This window comes from Streptomyces sp. 1331.2 (assembly GCF_900199205.1).
In the GTDB taxonomy this organism is placed as follows: Bacteria; Actinomycetota; Actinomycetes; order Streptomycetales; family Streptomycetaceae; genus Kitasatospora.
On record NZ_OBMJ01000003.1, the window covers coordinates 171869 to 190151 of the forward strand.

General features: G+C 72.3%; 13 protein-coding genes and 2 pseudogenes. 4 read left to right on the forward strand and 11 right to left on the reverse strand.

Features of this window, described 5'->3' with window-relative positions; translation table 11 throughout:
- Nucleotide 1 precedes the first annotated feature (1 nt).
- The 3 genes from CRP52_RS35965 to CRP52_RS35975 are packed head-to-tail and all read left to right on the forward strand — an operon-like array spanning nt 2 to nt 1943.
- Nucleotides 2-616, forward strand: coding sequence for a 3'-5' exonuclease (locus CRP52_RS35965; RefSeq protein WP_097241046.1), 615 nt, complete (start codon nt 2-4; stop codon nt 614-616).
- A complete protein-coding gene (locus CRP52_RS35970; protein WP_097241047.1) occupies nt 610-1212 on the forward strand; it encodes an AAA family ATPase in 603 nt (200 codons plus the stop codon). The genes CRP52_RS35965 and CRP52_RS35970 overlap by 7 nt, the downstream gene beginning before the upstream one ends.
- Nucleotides 1209-1943 (forward strand): aldo/keto reductase, encoded by a 735-nt coding sequence (locus tag CRP52_RS35975; RefSeq protein ID WP_257033229.1) that lies wholly within the window; start codon nt 1209-1211, stop codon nt 1941-1943. Before CRP52_RS35970 ends, CRP52_RS35975 begins: the two co-directional genes overlap by 4 nt.
- Nucleotides 1944-2424: 481 nt before the next feature.
- On the opposite strand, the gene CRP52_RS35980 is transcribed toward CRP52_RS35975, so the two are convergent.
- From CRP52_RS35980 to CRP52_RS36000, 5 genes are all read right to left on the reverse strand, one after another.
- Complete coding sequence (locus CRP52_RS35980; protein ID WP_257033230.1) at nt 2425-3213, reverse strand: NUDIX hydrolase; 789 nt, start codon at nt 3211-3213, stop codon at nt 2425-2427.
- Nucleotides 3214-3250: 37 nt separating this feature from the next.
- A complete protein-coding gene (locus CRP52_RS35985; protein ID WP_257033231.1) occupies nt 3251-4045 on the reverse strand; it encodes an MBL fold metallo-hydrolase in 795 nt (264 codons plus the stop codon).
- 236 nt (nt 4046-4281) lie between these two features.
- Nucleotides 4282-5865, reverse strand: coding sequence for a transglycosylase family protein (locus CRP52_RS35990; RefSeq protein ID WP_097241049.1), 1584 nt, complete (start codon nt 5863-5865; stop codon nt 4282-4284).
- 33 nt (nt 5866-5898) lie between these two features.
- Entirely contained in the window at nt 5899-8394 is a 2496-nt protein-coding gene (locus CRP52_RS35995; RefSeq protein WP_097241050.1) for a glycoside hydrolase domain-containing protein, read from the reverse strand.
- 154 nt (nt 8395-8548) lie between these two features.
- Nucleotides 8549-10381 (reverse strand): C40 family peptidase, encoded by a 1833-nt coding sequence (locus CRP52_RS36000; RefSeq protein WP_097241051.1) that lies wholly within the window; start codon nt 10379-10381, stop codon nt 8549-8551.
- A 368-nt stretch (nt 10382-10749) separates the two neighbouring features.
- Here CRP52_RS36000 and CRP52_RS36005 point away from each other — a divergent pair, with 368 nt between their 5' ends.
- Nucleotides 10750-11409 (forward strand): hypothetical protein, encoded by a 660-nt coding sequence (locus tag CRP52_RS36005; RefSeq protein ID WP_097241052.1) that lies wholly within the window; start codon nt 10750-10752, stop codon nt 11407-11409.
- Between the two features lie 65 nt (nt 11410-11474).
- Here the strand turns inward: CRP52_RS36005 and CRP52_RS36010 are convergent.
- The 6 genes and pseudogenes from CRP52_RS36010 to CRP52_RS36030 form a co-directional block, all read right to left on the reverse strand.
- Nucleotides 11475-12296: pseudogene (locus CRP52_RS36010) on the reverse strand (alpha/beta fold hydrolase); the annotation flags it as partial.
- Nucleotides 12248-12412 (reverse strand): annotated as a pseudogene (locus CRP52_RS41000) (hypothetical protein); the annotation flags it as partial. The pseudogenes CRP52_RS41000 and CRP52_RS36010, both read right to left, overlap by 49 nt.
- 95 nt (nt 12413-12507) lie before the next feature.
- On the reverse strand, nt 12508-15099 hold the full coding sequence (locus CRP52_RS36015) for an ABC transporter permease (protein ID WP_097241053.1): 2592 nt from the start codon (nt 15097-15099) through the stop codon (nt 12508-12510).
- A 47-nt stretch (nt 15100-15146) separates the two neighbouring features.
- Nucleotides 15147-15881 carry an ABC transporter ATP-binding protein gene (locus CRP52_RS36020; RefSeq protein ID WP_218893229.1) on the reverse strand — a complete coding sequence of 245 codons (735 nt, stop codon included), beginning with the start codon at nt 15879-15881 and terminating at the stop codon, nt 15147-15149.
- Between the two features lie 206 nt (nt 15882-16087).
- Complete coding sequence (locus tag CRP52_RS36025) at nt 16088-17368, reverse strand: sensor histidine kinase (RefSeq protein WP_257033232.1); 1281 nt, start codon at nt 17366-17368, stop codon at nt 16088-16090.
- A 5-nt stretch (nt 17369-17373) separates the two neighbouring features.
- Nucleotides 17374-18063 (reverse strand): response regulator transcription factor, encoded by a 690-nt coding sequence (locus tag CRP52_RS36030; RefSeq protein ID WP_373560592.1) that lies wholly within the window; start codon nt 18061-18063, stop codon nt 17374-17376.
- Between the last annotated feature and the right edge of the window lie 220 nt (nt 18064-18283).

The following is an 18283-nucleotide window of genomic DNA, read 5'->3' on the forward strand; positions in this document are numbered from 1 at the left end:
GATGGACTACGGCGCCTGGCCCCGTCTCTTCGTCGTAGACGTGGAGGGCAACGGAGGAACGCCGCCGGACCTGGTGGAGGTCGCAGCGGTCCCTGTGGTCAACGGGATCCCGGTGCCGTCGTCCACACGCTCCACGCTGCTGCGCCCGCCGAACCCCATCACGCCGTTCGCACGGCGGGTGCACGGCATCCGTAACCAGGACGTCGCCACCGCGCCGACCTGGGAGCAGATCGGCCCCCAGGTGCACGCCGACCTGGAAGGCGTGTGGATCGCCGCGCACAACGCCCACGTGGACTACGGCGTGCTGTTGCGGCACATGCCCGACTGGAAGCCGGCCGGGGTGCTGGACACCCTGCGGCTCGCCCGCGCCACCTACCCGAAGGCCCGCCGGTACAGCCTCGACGCGCTGATCGAGCTGACCGCCATCGACCTGGAGTCCATCCCCGGCCAGCGCCACCGGGCCGCCTACGACGCCCACGCAACCGCCCTGCTGCTGCTCTCTCTCGCCGAGCACTACGACACGTGGGACACGCTGCTCGCCGCAGCCGTCCCACCCGGGATGCCCGGCGCCCCCCTTCCCGCTCCGCCCAAGTCCGAGGAACAGACACTGTGGTGACACCGCTTCGCCTCTACATCGCCGGAACGCACTCGACCGGCAAGACCACCATCGCCAGGCGCATCGAGATGGAACTGCGCGCCACCGGCCTCAAGGTCGCCCGCACCGGCGGCTTCGCCAAGCGGGCCGCCGAGCTCGGCCTCCCGAAGATGACGCGCCACACCGCCGCCTCCAGCACGTGGATCATCAACGCCACGGCCAACGCCGCCCTGGAGGCGGAGCTCACCGCGGACGTCGTGATCGTGGACCGCACTCCCTTCGACGCCCTCGCCTACTTCCTGGCGGCGGTCGAGCACCGGGACGAGCGCCCCGACCCCGAAGCGCTGTCCCGTCTGACGGCCCTGGTCCAGCTGGCCAGCCCCCGGCCGGTGGTCTTCCTGGCCACCGTGCTGGACCCGGCTCTGCCGCTGGCCGAACACCCGGGCAAGGACCCCGACTGGGCTGACGCCGCGTTCCGCGAGGCCGTGGACCGGCAGCTCCACCGGGCCTTGAGGGGCTACTCGGTGCCGCACATCACGGTGCCCAGCGACGAGCACGCGGAGACCGTCGAGATGGCCGTCGAGGCGATCGCTGCCGCGTGGGACGTGGCGGCGTGATCACGATCGCGGGTAAGACAGTCCCGCGCCTGGGCCTGGGCACCCTGCGCCTGACCGGCCCCGGCACCTGGGGCGAGCCGGCCGACATGGTCGGTGCCGCCGCACTGCTGCGCGAGGCCGTTCACGACCTCGGCATCCTGCACGTCGACACCGCCGACGCCTACGGCCCGCACACCGTCGAGGAACTGATCCGCCGCGCGCTGCACCCCTACCCCGAGCAGCTGCTGCTGGCCACGAAGGTCGGCATGGTGCGGCCCGCCCCGAACGTCTGGCGCCCGCTGGGCCGGCCCGAGTACCTGCGCGCCGCCGTGGAGGCGTCCCTGCGCCGCCTGGGCACCGAGCGGATCGATCTGTGCTACCTGCACCGGGTGGACCCCGCGGTCCCGCTGGCCGATCAGGTCGGCGAGCTGGAGGAGCTGCGGGCCGCAGGTAAGGTCGCCGCCATCGGCCTGTCCAAGGTGACCCCTGAGCAGATCCGCGAGGCCGGCAAGCTAGTGGCGGTCGCCGCCGTGCAGAACTGCCTGAACGCCGCCGAACCGGACGATCCGGCGTTGGCGTACTGCCTGGACAACGGCATCCCGTACGTGCCGTACCGGCCGCTGAACGCCGGCCTGCTGCCCGATCCGGCGGAGGCCCTGCGGTGGCTGCTGGACCTCGGCCCGTTGGTGGCGCCGATCCCCGGCACCGCGGACCCTGCCCACCTGCGCGCGCTCTTCGCGCCCGCGACCTGAGCAGCGGGTACTCGATGCCGAAGCCCTGGAAGCCCCGCGAGGAGTTCGTCAAGACGCTGCCCCGAACCCTGCACGGCTGCGGCGTGCTGCTCTTCGACCCCGACGGGAAGCTGCTGCTCGTGCACGACTCCTACAGCGCGGGCCGGGCTGCCAAGGGCTGGCTGCAGCGCTGGTGGGCGCCGGGCGGTCTCCTCGAAGACGGCGAAGCCCCGAGGAGGCGGCGCGGCGGGAGGTCCTGGAGGAGACCCGGCCTGCGGCTCGACTGCCGGCTCTGCCCGGTCGGCGTGGACTCCTGCCGCCGGCCGAGGGCGCCGACTGCCCTTGCCGCCGGCCAGGACCAGGGCAACGGCCCGGGCGGGCAGGGAGACGAGCGTGCTGCTGTAGTACGGGGCGATGGTGTCGGTGGTGCTCCGTTCGGTCACGGGGGTCCTCCCGGGTGGCGGTGGGTGAGCGTGGGGGTACCGGCCCGCCCACCCCGGGATCACAGGAGGTTCAGCACGTCCAGGGCGAGGTAGGCGGCGGCGGTATCGGTCATCTCGCCGCGGCGGAGCACGCTGCGGCGGAACTCCGCGAGGTCGAGGGTGACGACGTCGATGAACTCGGTGCGTTCGGGGGTCGGTTCGGCGACCTTGACGCAGCCGGTGGCGAAGAAGGCGAAGCGGCGGGCGTTGGAGTAGGCGTCCAGCCAGTACGGGCCGGCGGCGTGGACCTCGCCCCGGTAGCCGGTCTCTTCGAGCAGTTCCCTGGCGACGGCGGCCAGCGATTCCTCTCCGGGCTCCAGGAAGCCGCCGGGCAGTTCGTAGAGCACCTGGTCCGGGCCGGGCCGGTATTGGCGGGCGAGGATGACCTGCTGGTCGGTGGTGAGGGCGAGGACCGCTCCGGCCGGGCGCTCGGCTTTGAGGTAGAACTCCTCCTTCCGGCCGTCGGGCAGCTCGAACTCGACGCGGTCCACGGACCTGCCGAACTTGCTGAACACGGTGGTGCGTTCGATCTCGCGCCACGACGCGGTGGTGGTGTCGGTCGTCATGGCCAGGACTGTACGGCCCCGCCCCGGGCACGGGTGGCCGTTCCGCCGTTGCTTGTCGGCCGGTGCCTGGTAGCCGGCGGGGCATGTCCGCCGGCCCGGGTTGGTGACCGCGGCCAGGTCGAGCCGGTTGGCCTTGTTCGGCGCGAACCAGCCGTAGGGGTTCACCTGGGTCCGGAACAGCGGGGACAGCGCCCGCCGGGCCGCGTCGGTGAGGCTGTCGGCCCACTTCGGCTCCGCCGGCACCTCCTGCAGCAGGGTGTCCCGCTGCCCCGCTGGCCTCCTAGACGGCGACGAAGCGGCGGTTGCCGTCGGCGGCAAGGATGCGGCCGAAGCGCATGCCGGGGAAGTGCGCGGCGACCAGTAGGTCCTCGGTGTCGGCGGCCTCGTCGGCGATGCGGTTGCGCACCGCGGACGCGGCTGCCGGGTCGACGTCCCAGATCACCTGCCAGTCGCGCTCACCGAACTGGACCACCGAGTGGACGACGTCGCCCAGGAGCAGCGCCCGGCGTCCGCCGGAGGAGAGCACGTACACGGTGGTGCCGGGGGTGTGGCCGGGCAGGTGGAGGGCGTCGATGCCGGGGGCGAGGGTGAAGTCGGCGTCGAACAGCTCCAGTCGGCCTTCCAGCGGGGTGAGTTTGGCGACGGCCGCGGGAGTCGCGGCCGGCCCGGTGACGAAGTGCTGCCAGTCGGCGCGGTGGGCACGGTAGGTGGCGCGCGGGAAGACCGGCCGACCGTCGACCGCGGCCCAGCCGACGTGGTCGAAATGGAGGTGTGTGAAGACCACATCGGTCACGTCCTGGGGCGCGACGCCCTGGGCGGCGAGCGAGTCCAGCAGTGCGCCCCCGCGGTAGCGGCCGTCGTCGAACGGGCCGACCCCGGCGTCCACCAGGACGGTCCGCTGCCCGCTGCGCACCAGGAAGCCACCGAGCGGCAGGTTCAGGGTGCCGTCCGGCTCCCGGTGGTGGTCATGGCAGGCCCACGGGTCGTCCGTGCCGGGGCGGGTGAGGATCTCGGCGGCGGTCTCGGTACCCACCCCGTCCATGACCGCCAGAACCTCGATGTCGCCGATCTTCACGTACAAGCCCTTCCGTAACCGTCCGTCATGGGCCCGCTGTGGAAGCGGTGTCCGCTTGCGGGGTCGTTCGGCTGCAACCGACCCCGGTGGCCGGGCATTCCCCGGGGAACACGGAACCTGCGCGGAGCATCGCCAGGTTCGCGGTGATCGACAGCGGACCCGACGTCACCGTCGCAGGCCCCGCGGAGACGGAGTGACTCTGCGGGGCCTGCGAGGGTGATCGGCTCGGCGCCGGATCAGCCGAGCTTGCTGTTCTTCCAGTTCCAGCTCTTGACGGGGTCGGTGCTGCTGTCCCAGGCCAACTGCGGAGAGTTGAGGCCGGTGCCGGTGCTGGTGAGGGTCCACAGGCCGGTGCGGCTGGCGTCCCCGGTCTTGCCGTAGTCGTAGGCGATGGCGATGTCGGCCTTGCCGTCACCGTTGAAATCACCGGCGACCAGCTTGCTGGCGTTCCAGTTCCAGCTCTTCACCGCATCGGTGGCGCTGTCCCAGACCTGCTTGGGGCCGGCGAACCCGGCGCCGGTGCTGGTGAAGGTCCACAGACCGGTGCGGCTGATGTCCCCGGTCTTGCCGTAGTCGTAGAGGACGCCGATGTCGGCCTTGCCGTCACCGTTGAAGTCGCCTGCGGTCACCTTGCTGGCGTTCCAGTTCCAGCTCTTGACGGGGTCGGTGCTGCTGTCCCAGACCTGCTTGGCGCTGGAGAAGCCGGCGCCGGTGCTGGTGAAGGTCCACAGGCCGGTGCGGCTGGCGTCCCCGGTCTTGCCGTAGTCGTAGGCGATGGCGATGTCGGTCCTGCCGTCACCGTTGAAGTCACCGCTGACGGGCCTGCTGGCGGCCCAGTTCCAGCTCTTGACGGGGTCGGTGCTGCTGTCCCAGACCTGCTTGGCGCTGGAGAAGCCGGCGCCGGTGCTGGTGAAGGTCCAGAGTCCGGTGCGGCTGGCGTCTCCGCTCTTGCCGTAGTCGTAGAGGACACCGATGTCGGCCTTGCCGTCACCGTTGAAGTCACCGACAACGGGCTTGTTGTTGGCCCAAGTCCAGCTGCTGACGGGGTCGGTGGAGCTGTCCCAGGCCGGCTGCGGGCCGGTGAAGCCGCTGCCCGTGCTGGTGAAGGTGTAGAGCCTGGTGCGGTTACGGCCGTCGTCGGTACGGCCCAGGTCGTAGAGCACCCCGATGTCGGCCTTGCCGTCACCGTTGAAGTCACCGACCGTCACCTTGCTGGACGCCCAGTTCCAGCTGTCCGAACCGCTGTCCCACACCCGTTGCGGGGAGGTAAAACCGCTCCCCTTGCTGGTGAACGTCCACAGACCCGAGTGGTTGCGCTCCCCGTCCTTGCCGTAGTCGTACAGCACCGCGACATCGTCCCGGCCGTCACCGTCGAAATCACCCTTGATCCGGGTGGCCGGGTTCTGCTCCGGGTCGGTGGGGGTGGGGGTGGGGGTGGGAACGTCGGGGAAGGGCGGTTCGCTGTCGTCGCCCAGGCCCGTGCCCTGCCAGCAGTTCGGCCAGGCATTCACGCCCTGGGCCGCGAGCACCTTCTCCGCGATCCTGATCTGCTGTTCCTTGGTGGCCTGGTAGGCGAACGGCGCGTAATCCGTCCCGCCGAACCCCTCCCAGGTGCTCGGAATGATCTGCAGGCCACCGCCCAGGTTCGTTCCGCTGTGGTAGCTCCAGTCGCCCTCGCTCTCGCACTTCGCCACCTTGTCCCAGGTGGCGACCGAGGCAGCGTGGGCCGGGGCGGAAGGCGTCAGGGAGAGGCCGGCTGCGGCCAGTGCCACGGCCGCGGTGGTGACGAGCGGGTGTTTCCTGATGTTCGGTAAACGCATGTTCTGAAGGTCTCCATCCGTCGACGGGCGCGCTCAGCCGACCTTGCTGTTCTTCCAGTTCCAGCTCTTGACGGCGTCGTTGGCGCTGTCCCAGACCTGCTGCGGGGAGTTGAAGCCGGTACCGCTGCTGCTGAGGGTCCACAGGCCGGTGCGGCTGATGTCCCCGGTCCGGCCGTAGTCGTAGAGGACGCCGATGTCGGCCTTGCCGTCGCCGTTGAAGTCGCCGGCGACCAGCTTGCTGGCGTTCCAGTTCCAGCTCTTCACCGCATCGGTGGCGCTGTCCCAGGCCAGCTTGGGGCCGGCGAATCCGGCGCCGGTGCTGGTGAGGGTCCAGAGACCGGTGCGGCTGGCGTCCCCGGTCTTGCCGTAGTCGTAGGCGATGGCGATGTCGGCCTTGCCGTCGCCGTTGAAGTCACCGCTGACGGGCTTGCTGGCGGCCCAGTTCCAGCTCTTGACGGGGTCGGTGCTGCTGTCCCAGACCTGCTTGGCGCTGGAGAAGCCAGCGCCGGTGCTGGTGAAGGTCCACAGGCCGGTGCGGCTGATGTCCCCGGTCTTGCCGTAGTCGTAGAGGACGCCGATGTCGGCCTTGCCGTCGCCGTTGAAGTCACCGCTGACGGGCTTGCCGGCGGCCCAGTTCCAGCTCTTCACCGCATCGGTGGCACTGTCCCAGGCCAGCTTGGGGCCGGCGAACCCGGTGCCCGTGCTGGTGAAGGTCCAGACAGCGGTGCGGTTGGCGGTGTCGGCGGCCTGGCCGTAGTCGTAGACCACGCCGATGTCGGCCTTGCCGTCACCGTTGAAGTCGCCGACCACGGGCTTGCTGGTCGCCCAGTTCCAGCTGCTGACGGCGTCGGTGGAGCTGTCCCAGGCCGGCTGCGGGCCGGTGAAGCCGCTGCCCGTGCTGGTGAAGGTGTAGAGCCTGGTGCGGTTGCGACCGTCGTCGGTACGACCCAGGTCGTAGAGCACCCCGATGTCGGCCTTGCCGTCACCGTTGAAATCGCCGACCGTCACCTTGCTGGACGCCCAGTTCCAGCTGTCCGAACCGCTGTCCCACACCTGCCGCGGAGCGTTGAAACCGGCCCCCTTGCTGGTGAACGTCCACAGACCCGAGTGGTTGCGCTCACCGTCCTTGCCGTAGTCGTACAGCACCGCGACGTCATCCCGACCGTCACCGTCGAAATCACCCTTGACCCGGGACGAGTCCTCCTGCGCGGCGACGACGGGCTGCGTACCGGCCGGGCCGACGTCGATGTAGTTGCGGTCGATGTTGAGCGTCACGCCGCCGTAGGTCTCGTCCACCTCGCCGCGGTACTGGTGGACGCGCTGCCGGTTGGACCAGAAGCCGGGCCCGGGGAGTCCCATGGACGAGTCCGAGACGTCGGCCTGGTAGTTCCAGTTGGCGGACCAGACCACGTCCGGGCCGGCGTAGTCGGAATCGCCGGCCACCGAGGCGAGGTCCTGCACACCGCTCCGGACCCCGGCGTAGACACCGGACCGGTAGCCGCGCTCGCGCACCCGGCTGCTCCAGCCCGACAGGTAGTCCAGGACCCGGTCCCGGTAGGACCGGTCGTCGTAGTGCTCCATGTCGTTGTAGATGACCGTGCCCGGCCCGAACCCCAGGTCGGCGGCCTTGGCGACGGCGGTGTCCGCGGACTCCCGGCCCTGGTTGACGGCGTCGGTCGGTGAGATGTCGTAGGCCTGACGGTCCACGAAGATCGGCAGCGGGTACCAGCCGTTCGAGGTCTGTTCGCGCACCCAGTCGGGGGTGAGCTCGGGCTGCTTCGAACAACCCAGGTGGCGCCCGCCGATGTAGATGCCCACGGACCGGTACGGCGACGCCTTCCAGGCGTTCATCGTGCTGGGCGACGGGGCCGTGCAGGCGTCGAAACCCGGTCCGGTGTAGCCGGTGTCGGCCACGACGGCGGGCTGCGCCGTGAGCGCGCCGAACGCCTTGGGCACGGGAGCCGGAGCGGGCGCAGGAGCGGGAGCCGGTGCCGGAGCGGCGGGCTTGGCAGCCGTGGCGTCGATCCGGGCGTTGCCGAGGATGGCGGCGACGGTCGCGTTGGAGGACGCACCGTACGCGGCGGTCACCAGCACCCCGGCGCCTTCGACGGCCACCCGCGACTCCTGATCGGAGCCCACCAGCAGCGTGCGCGGCATCGCCGCGCCCTGCGGGACGCGCAGGACGTCGGAGGCCTGCCGGCCGACGGTCCCGGGGATCGGTTCCAGGAGCAGGGCGTCCGTCTTGTCGACCACGAGGTGGGGCGGGCAGGCCTGTTCGGCACCGGGGTGCCCCAGGTAGACGGTGTGCCGGTCGAAGCGGACACAGGTGTCCGGGGCCTTTTCCAGGTCGACGACCGTCCATGTGGAGGGCACGTCGAGGGTGAGGCCGTGGTAGGTCACGGCCGTGGTGGCGTCCCGGTGCGGCGTCGCGGGCGCGGCTTGGGCCTGCTGGGCGAGCCCTGGTGCGACCAGGGCGAGCAGGGCGGTCGAGACGGCGAGGGCTCGGCCGCGTTTCTTGGGCAGTTGCATGGGGGGTGACTCTCCATCTGGGCCGTGTCGGGCCGGCATCCGGGCCGTGTCGGGCCGGCGGATGCCGGTGGGTCCCGGTGGGTGCCTGCGGGTTTGGGGAACGGCACGCGGAGGGACGCCGTGCGCGGACGGCGTCCCTCCGCGGCCGTGCGGATCAGCCGAGCTTGCTGGCGTTCCAGTTCCAGCTCTTGACGGCGTCCTTGCTGCTGTCCCAGGCCAGCTGCGGGGAGCTGAGGCCGGTGCCGGTGCTGCTGAGGGTCCACAGACCGGTGCGGCTGGCGTCCCCGTCCTTGCCGTAGTCGTAGAGGACACCGATGTCGGCCTTGCCGTCACCGTTGAAGTCACCGGCGGTCAGCTTGCTGGCGTTCCAGTTCCAGCTCTTGACGGCATCGTTGCTGCTGTCCCAGAGCTTCTTGGGGCCGGTGAAGCCGGCGCCGGTGCTGTTGAAGGTCCAGACGGCGGTTCGGCTGGCGTCCCCGTCCTTGCCGTAGTCGTAGAGGACACCGATGTCGGCCTTGCCGTCGCCGTTGAAGTCACCGCTGACGGGCTTGCTGGCGGCCCAGTTCCAGCTCTTCACGGCGTCGTTGCTGCTGTCCCAGACCTGCTGCGGGGAGTTGAAGCCGGTGCCGTTGCTGCTGAGGGTCCAGAGCCCGGTACGGCTGATGTCGCCCTTCTGGCCGTAGTCGTAGAGGACGCCGATGTCGGTCCTGCCGTCACCGTTGAAGTCACCGACCACGGGCTTGCTGTTGGTCCACTTCCAGCTCTTCACCGCATCGGTGGCACTGTCCCAGGCCAGCTTGGGGCCGGCGAATCCGGCGCCGGTGCTGGTGAAGGTCCAGACAGCGGTGCGGTTGCCGGTGTCGAACTGGCCGTAGTCGTAGACCACGCCGATGTCGGCCTTGCCGTCACCGTTGAAGTCGCCGACCACGGGCTTGCTGGTCGCCCAGTTCCAGCTGCTGACGGCGTCGGTGGAGCTGTCCCAGGCCAGCTGCGGGCCGGTGAAGCCGCTGCCCGTGCTGGTGAAGGTGTAGAGCCTGGTGCGGTTGCGACCGTCGTCGGTACGACCCAGGTCGTAGAGCACCCCGATGTCGGCCTTGCCGTCACCGTTGAAATCGCCGACCGTCACCTTGCTGGACGCCCAGTTCCAGCTGTCCGAACCGCTGTCCCACACCTGCCGCGGAGCGTTGAAACCGGCCCCCTTGCTGGTGAACGTCCACAGACCCGAGTGGTTGCGCTCACCGTCCTTGCCGTAGTCGTACAGCACCGCGACGTCATCCCGACCGTCACCGTCGAAGTCACCCTTGATCCTGCTGGTGTCGTCGGTGGCGACGGGCGTCACCTCGTCGTCCACGATGGAGTTGAGCCGGATCGGCTCGTACTCGTCCTGGTGGTTGAAGTAGGGGTACGGGATGACGTGGTGGAAGACACCGCGGCTGTTGAACTCGTAGCCCCAGTAGGACGACTTGTCGGCGTCGGCCCACTTCTCGAAGAGGACGACGTGCCCGTACCGGCCCGGGTTGGGGTTGTCGAGGGCGTCACCGGGCTTGAGCTCGTCCTTGGTGATCCTGTGGGCGATGCCCTCGGGGATGAACGAGTCGGTGGTCTCGCCGGGACCGGGCAGGCCCCACGCCATGGAGACGTATCCGGAGCAGTCGGTGCGCCAGCCCTGGTACGTTTCGCCCCCCATGCTGTACTCCAGGCCCTGGTCCACCCAGGTGGCGGCGCGCTTGAGGGTCTCGCTGCGGGTGATGGGCTTGGCGGCGGCGAGCTGCGCGGCCAGGCCGTTGCTGCGGAGTTGGGAGGTGGGGGTGCCCTGGCCGGCGCTGGGGTAGTCCGCGGACGGACTCGCCGAGTCGACCGCGGCGGTACCGGGCCCGGCACCGGGCCCGGCGACGGCCGCGGGGGCGGCGGCGACCGCACCGAAGGCGAGGGCGGTCGTCACCAGAGCGGCGACGGACGAACTACGGGCTATGAGGGAGAGCTTCATGTCGTCCTTGCTGTTTTCGGGCAGCCTTCGGCGTGCCGAGGTGTGTGGTGAACTCCCGTGTGGAGTGGTGTCGTTCGGACGGGGACCGGTCCCCCGGTGCCGGCGGGTTCTCCGGTGCTTGATCGACTCACTCACCTTTGCAGGCGTCAGAAACCGTCAACAGTGGCAATATTGACGATTGACGAACGATTCCTGCCAGGCCGGCATCCCGCCTCGCCGGCTCCCGTCAACCACCTCCGGAATCGGTGACGGCGGGCGGCTTCTGGGACAGGATCGGGAACTTTCCCGCACCGGGCCGTGAACGAACTCCCCGTACGGTGAGCACACATCAGTCGCCCGCACCGGCCCACCGACAGCAGGAGCACCCCATGCGCACGCGCCGCCTCGCCCTGACCGCCGCCGCCGTCGCGGCACTCGCCGCCACCGCGACGGCCTGCGGACCGGACGACTCGGACGCGGGCTCCACCGCCGCGAGCCCCGCGGCGACCGTCGCGGCACCCGCCCCGGCCACGCCGGGCTCGGCGGCGCCGGGCTCGGCGGCACCGGGCTCGGCCGCGCCGACGAAGGCTCCCGCCGACCCCCGGTCCTCGGCCCCCTCCTCCCCCGCCGCCACCGACAAGGGCGGGTCCGGCCAGGCCTGCCGCGCCAACGACCTGGTCTTCGGCGCGAAGACCGAATCCCAGGCCGGCGGCTACATCCTGATCACGGCCAAGGCCAAGCCGGGCATCACCTGCACGCTCCCCGCGGCCCACCCCACCATCGCGTTCGGCTCGGGCGGCATCGAGGCCACCGCCGCCGAGCACACCACCGGCGAGCCGATCACCCTGAGCGGCGCCAAGACCGCGTACGCGGGTGTCCAGGCGAAGACGACCAAGGGCAACCAGGCGGTCCAGTTCACCGACGTCATCATCGCCATCGGCAACGCCGACCCGAACCCGGCCGGCCTCCCCGTCGGCCCCACCCCGGTCGACAAGCCGATCGTCACCAACTGGCACGCCGTCGCGAAGGACGCCGTCCCCGGCATCTGACCGAAACGCCGCGCCGGGCCGTGACCCGAAGGTCACGGCCCGGCGCGGCGTTCGGCCGGCTCCGGTCAGGAAGCGGCGGGCAGGAGGGCGGCGATCTCGTCCAGGACCCGGGCCGCCGGTGCCGGGTCGACCAGCCACTTGAGGTGGCTGCCGGTGAGCGTACGGACGTCGTACGGGTTCTCCGGCGTCAGCGCGTCGCCCTCGCGGATCATCCGGTCCTGCATGGCGAGCGGCACGCCCGCGTCCTCGGTCAGCCGGACGTACGACTTGGGGATCCGCCCCCAACTGTCGCGCTGCGCCCGGTCGTCGGGCCCGCCGGCGTCCAGGTTCTCGTCGGGCTGGAAGGTGTTGAGGAAGACCAGGAGCTCCTCGTCCGTGCCGTCGGCGAGGAAGGCCGCCTTGAAGGCCGCGAGGACGCCGGGGTCGGCGGTACGGAAGTTGGAGCGCAGCAGGCCGAGTTCGGCCGGGTCGGCGACCATGGCCGCCATCATCCCGGTGGCGTCGACGGTGGCCATCTCGGGCTCGGCGTAGTAGGCGCTGACGTCGAGGTCGACGGGGCACCAGGAGGAGACGTAGACGATGCGGTCGATCAGGTCGGGCCGCCGGTTGGCCGCGGCGGTGGCCGTGACGCCGCCGCGGCTGTGCGAGACGAGGATGACGGGCCCGTTGCGCTTGGCCCGCTCCAGGATCCCGATGAGGTGCGCGGCGTTGTCGGCGAGTGTGACGCCCTTGATGGCCCCGGGCGTGGTGGCGAGTCCGGCGAGGTCCTGCGGCGCCTGGTAGGCCACCGGGTAGGTGGCGGCGAACCCGTGCCCGGGAGGTCGACGGCCACCGACCGGTGCCCGAGGAGGCCGAGTTCGGCCTGCAGCGGCGCGAAGGAGAAGGAGTTCGCGAAGGCTCCGTGAACCAGTACGAACGTCGGTTGCATCTGTCCACACTCCATGGAGGCGTCGGCGGTCAAGCACGGATCCACGGGGGCGGCGTACGGACGGCCCCCCGCCATCCGGCGGTTCACCCTACTCAACGAAGATCATCTCCACTACCCCGAGCCGGTCGGCTCAGGTCTGCGCGGTGGCCGTCAGGTCTGCGCGGTGGCCGTCAGGTCTGCGCGGTGGCCGTCAGGGGGTCGAGGGCGGCGGCGCGGCGGGCCGGGGCGGTGGCGGCGAGGACGGCGATGGCGAGGGATGCGGCGCAGGCCAGCAGCAGGGTGCCCCAGGGCAGGGCCAGGGTGTAGTGGTCGACCGCGCCGGTGGCCAGCGGGCCGACGGCCCAGGCGCCGGCCAGGCCGGCGGCCAGGCCGAGCAGGGTGCCGAAGGCGGCGACGGTGACCGCCTCCAGACGGATCATCCGCCGGACGTCCGCGCGGTCCAGGCCGACGGCGCGCAGCAGGCCGATCTCGCGGGTGCGTTCCGCGACCGACACGGCCAGGGTGTTGACGATGCCGAGCGCGCCGATCACGGCGCCGACCGCGAGCATCCCGTACAGGACGGCCAGCAGGTCGCCCATGGTGCCGGCGGCCTCGCGGACGAGCTGGGCGCGGTCCTGGACCTTCAGCAGCGGGCTGTTGCCGACGGCGGTGCGCAGGCGCTGCTGCATCGCCGGCGAGGCGGCGTCGGCACCGCCACCGGTGCCGGCTTCGGTGCGGACGAGGATCCGCTGGACGGAGCCCGGCAGGTGGCTGTCGGGTGCCACCTCGGCGCGGGCGGCGAGCACGTCGTGCGCGGTCGGGTCGTCCTGGTAGACGCCCACGACGGTGTACGGCCGGGTGTCCGAGGAGCGGCCGATCCGGGCGTCGAGGCGGTCGCCGGGGCTCAGGTGGTGCTCGCGGGCGACGGTGGCGGAGACGGCGATCCGGCCCGGGCCGAGGTCCTGGAGGGAGCCGCCGGTCAGGTGGAGCCGGACCACCGTGCCCGCCGTGTCGGAGGTGCCCACCGCGCCGGGGTCGATGCCCGCGACCTGCAGGACCGTGCCGCCGGTGATCATGGTGGAGTCCGTGACGGCGCTCGCCGTCCGCACCCCGGGGGTCTCGGCCACCCGCCGGACGGCGGCCTGGTCGATGCCGTCCGTGGTGGAGCGGGAGCCGATCACGTAGTCGGCGAGGAGCCCGGCCGCGGCCCGGTGGTCGAGGGCACGCGCGGCGGAGTTCCCGATAGTGGCGAGCCCGGTGACGAGCGCGGTGCTGACCAGCAGGGTGGCGGCGGTCGCGGCGGTGCGCCGCGGGTCGCGCAGCGCATTGTCGCGGGCGAGGCGCCCGGCGACGCCGAGGCGGCCGGTGAGCCCGCCGAACGCGCGGATCACCGGGGCGGCGAGCACCGGCGCGAGCGCGATCAGGCCGCAGCCGAGGGCGGCGAGGGCGAGCATCGCGGTGCGCAGGTTCTCCTCCGAGGCGTCCTTGGCACCGCGCAGCGAGACCAGGAGGACGGCGCCGAGGACGGCGAGGGCCAGGCCTGCCACGGCGCGCAGCGTCAACCGGCGTGCGGGCGGCGGCTGTTCGGCCGTCCGCAGGGCCTCGATGGGAGCGATCCGGGCCGCCCGTCGGGACGGCAGCCACGCGGCGGGCACGGTGACGCCGACCCCAACGGCGAGCGCCGCGAGGACGGACCCCGGGCCGATCACCAGCGGGCCGCGGGGCAGCCCGTCGCCGAGCAGGTCGGGCAACACCGACGCGATGGCGAGGCCGAGCAGGAACCCGGCCGCGGATGCGAGGAGCCCGACCAGCAGGGCTTCCAGGAGGACGGAGCGCGCCACCTGGCGGCGCTGGGCGCCGATCGCCCGCAGCAGAGCGATCTCCCGGCTGCGCCGGGCCACCAGCATGGTGAAGGTGTTGACGATGAGGAAGGAGGCGATGAACAGCGAGATTCCGGCGAAGACCAGTGGCAGCTTCTCGTAGCCGCGGGTCAGGGTGTCGACCAGGATGGCCTGTTGGGCGGCCTGGGCGGCACCGGTGGTGGCCTCGGCGCGGTCGGCGGGCAGGACGGCGGCGACCCGGCGGGCGAGCTCGTACGGGTCGGTGCCGGGCGCGGCGGCGAGGTCGATGCCGGTGTAGTGGCCCGGGGTGGCGAACAGCTGTTGGGCGGTCGCCCGGTCGAACAGGACGAGGGTGCCGCCGGCCGTCACCCGGGTGTCGGTGGTGGTGACGATGCCGACGAGCCGTTTGGTCATGGCCGGCCCGTCGGTGGCGAGCGTAACCCGGTCGCCGATCCTCAGCCGGCCGGCGGCGGCGGTGCCGCGGTCCACGGCGAGTTCGTCGCCGTCCTTCGGGGCGCGGCCCTCGGCCAGCGGGTAGCGGCTGTCGGTGCCGTCCCGTCCGGGGACGTAGGCGGCGGCCTGGTTCGCCGAGCGCGCACCGACCCGCAGCGGGGTGCCGTCGGCCGCGTTCAGGACGGCCGAGCCGTCGGCGGTCGGCCGGGCAGCGGCGACGCCGGGGAGGTCGGCCAGCTTCCGGGCGAGCGAGTCGTCGAGCGGGTCGGGCTGCAGACCCGCCGCGGCCCCCGGCGGGGGTGTCCTGGCCGTCACGGTGACCGCGATGTCGGCGAAGTTCCGTGAGGCGGCGGCGCGGTGGGCCGCGGCGGTGGAGTCCGCGAACACGAGGGTGCCGGACACGAACGCGACGCCGAGGCAGACCGCGAGCACGGTCATGGCCAGACGGGCCTTGTGGGCCAGAGCGTTGCGCAGGGCCGTTTTCAACATGGGCGTCTTCCTGGGAAGTCGGGAGTCGGTCTGGGGAGCCGGTGGGGTCAGCGGGCGGCGGCGCGCGCGTCGAAGCTGCGCATCACGTCCAGCACCCGCTCCGGGGTGGGGCGCACCAGCTCGTCCACCAGGCGGCCGTCGGAGAGGAAGACCGCGCGGTCGGCGTACGCGGCGGCGACCGGGTCGTGGGTGACCATGACCACGGTCTGGCCCAGTTCGCGGACGGAGTCGCGCAGGAAGCCGAGGACCTCCGTCCCCGCGCGGGAGTCGAGGTTGCCGGTGGGCTCGTCGGCGAAGACGACCGCGGGCCGCCCGGCCAGGGCGCGGGCGACGGCGACGCGCTGCTGCTGCCCGCCGGACAGCTCGGCGGGCCGGTGGTGCAGGCGTTCGGCGAGGCCGACCATGGCGAGCACGCGGTCCAGCCAGCGCTGGTCGGGGCCGCGCCCTGCGATGGCCAGCGGCAGGGTGACGTTCTCCAGCGCGGTGAGGGTGGGCAGGAGGTTGAACGCCTGGAAGACGAAGCCGATCCGGTCCCGGCGCAGCCGGGTGAGCTGCCGGTCGTCCAGCGTGCCGAGCTCGGTGGTGCCGATGCGCACCGAGCCGGAGGTGGGCGTGTCCAGCCCGGCGAGGCAGTGCAGCAGGGTGGACTTGCCGCAGCCGGACGGGCCCATGATCGCGGTGAACTCGCCCTCCCGGAAGCCGACGCTCACCCCGTCCAGGGCGGTGACGCGGGTGTCGTGGGCGCCGTAGACCTTCGTCAGGTCGGTGGTGGCGGCGGCGATCCCGGGGGCGGCGCTCGGGCCAGGGGGTCGAGGGTCACGGGGGCTCCTTCTCGGTGCGGGGCTCGGGGGCTGCACGTCGAAGGCTGTCGGGGAAGGTATCGGGGGCCCGGGCCGCGGTGTATCGGCCGGCGCTCCGGTTCGTATCGGTTCTGCGCGCGCGGCGTCGTTCGCGGGCCGCCGCGGTGTCCGCCGCCGGACGGCGGCCGTCAGTCCGGCGGCAGGGAGAGGGTGGCGACGGCGCCGCCGTCCGGGGCGTTGTCCAGGCGCAGTTCGGCGCCGAGCAGCCGGGCCTGGCCGAACGCGATGGTCAGACCGAGGCCGTGGCCCGCGCCGCGCTCCCGGGCGCCCGTGTGGAAGCGGCGCGGGCCGTGGCGCAGCAGGTCGGCCGGGAAGCCGGGGCCGTGGTCGCGCACGACGACCGTCCGTCCGGCGAGGCCGACGGTGACGCTGACCGGGGCGGCGCCGTGGCGGTGGGCGTTGACGACGAGGTTTCCGACGATGCGTTCCAGCCGGCGCGGGTCGGTCTCCACGTGGACGGTGCCCTCGTCTTCCCCCGTCGTCTCCCCTTCGACCGTCACCTCGGCGTCGTGGCCGGTGCGCGCGACCGCCTCCGCGACGACCGCGCCGAGCGGTACCCGGGCGCGGACCGGCTGTTCGGCGCCGGCGTCGAGGCGGGAGATCTCCAGCAGGTCCTCGACCAAGCCGCGCAGGTCGCGCACGCGGGCGCGGAGCAGGTCCTCCGTCTCGCCGGGCGGCAGCAGGTCGACGGCGGCGACCAGGCCACCGACGGGGGTGCGCAGTTCGTGGGCCACGTCCGCGGTGAACTGCCGCTCGATGCCCAGGCGCCGGCCGAGGCTGTCGGCCATGAGGTCGACGGCGGCGGCGATGTCGGCGACCTCGTCGCGGCCCTTGGTCGGCCCGGTGCGGGCGTCGAGGTCCCCGGCGGAGATCCGGCCCGCGGTCTCGGAGACGCGCCGCAGCCGGCGGCCGAGCAGGCCGGCCCCGTACACCGCCAGGGGCACGGCGGCCGCGAGGGCGACCAGCGAGGCCACCGTCACGGTCACGTCGAGGCGGCTCAGGGTGTGCAGTTCGGGGTTCGTGTTGATCCGGACGGCGAGCACCGGGCTGCCCGGCCCGGCGGTGCGCTGGGCGCCCCAGACGCTCGGCCCGAGGTTCCCGTGGACGGCGGGATCGTAGGCCGTGTGCCGGTCGTCGTCGGCCGGGGCGCGCAGGGCGGCGGGCAGTCCGGGCGGGTCGAGCTCGGCGCCGTCCGCGAGCGCGCCGGTGCGGCGGTAGACGTCCATGGCCGAGTAGACCGTGTTGAACGCCTGGGCCTCGGCGCGGCTGCGGATGTCCTGCGCGGTCCACAGGTGCACCAGCACGCCGACGGCCGCGGCGACCAGGCAGGCGGTGAGGGCGGCCAGGGCGGCGATCTTCCAGCGCAGGGAGGTACGGCTCCGGGGCGTGCGGCGGCGAAGGGCTCGCACCGGGCTCAGCGCCTGAGCTTGTAGCCGAAGCCGCGGACCGTCTCGATCCGGTCGCGGCCCAGCTTGCGGCGCAGCCGCTGCACGCACAGGTCGACGACCCGGCTGTCCCCGTCCCAGCCGTAGTCCCAGACGTCGCGCAGCAGGGTGTGCCGTTCCAGCACGACGCCCGGGCGGGCGGCGAATTCGAGGAGCACCTTCAGTTCCGTCGGGGTCAGCGCCACGGGCTTGCCGGCGACGGAGACCTCCATGCCGGCGGTGTCGATGACGAGGTCCCCGAAGGTGAGGACGTCCTCCGCCGGGGCGGCGGCCGGTCCCGGACCCGCTTCCGCCCCTGGTTCCGGCCCTGGTTCCGACCCCGGGTGCGGCGCGTACGTCGCCCGCCGCAGCAGCGAGCGGATCCGCGCGACGAGCACGAAGGTGTCGACGGGTTTGACCACGTAGTCGTCCGCCCCGGCCTCCAGCCCGGCGACGACGTCCAGCCCGTCACCGCGCGCGGACATCATCAGCACGGGCACCAGGCTGGACTCCCGCACCCTGCGGCAGAGCCCGATCCCGTCGAGGCCGGGCAGCATCACGTCCAGGATCAGCAGGTCGAAGCCGCCGTCGCGGAACAGCTCCAGCCCGGTGAGCCCGTCGGCCGCGGCCGTCATCTCGTACCCGTACCGTTCGAGCGCGACGGTGAACGAGTGCCGCATCAGCTCGTCGTCCTCGACCAGCAGCACGCGGACCGGACGGGGCTCGGACACGGGCGGCACGCTCCTCGTTCGATCGGTTGCGGGCGGCGGCAGGGAACAGGGACGGGGACGGGGACGGGGACGGAACGAGAACGGACGATACCGCAGAGATCGGACACCGCCGCCGCGACGACGGCATCGATGCCCGATCAAGCGCTCCCCGATACACGACGGATACGAA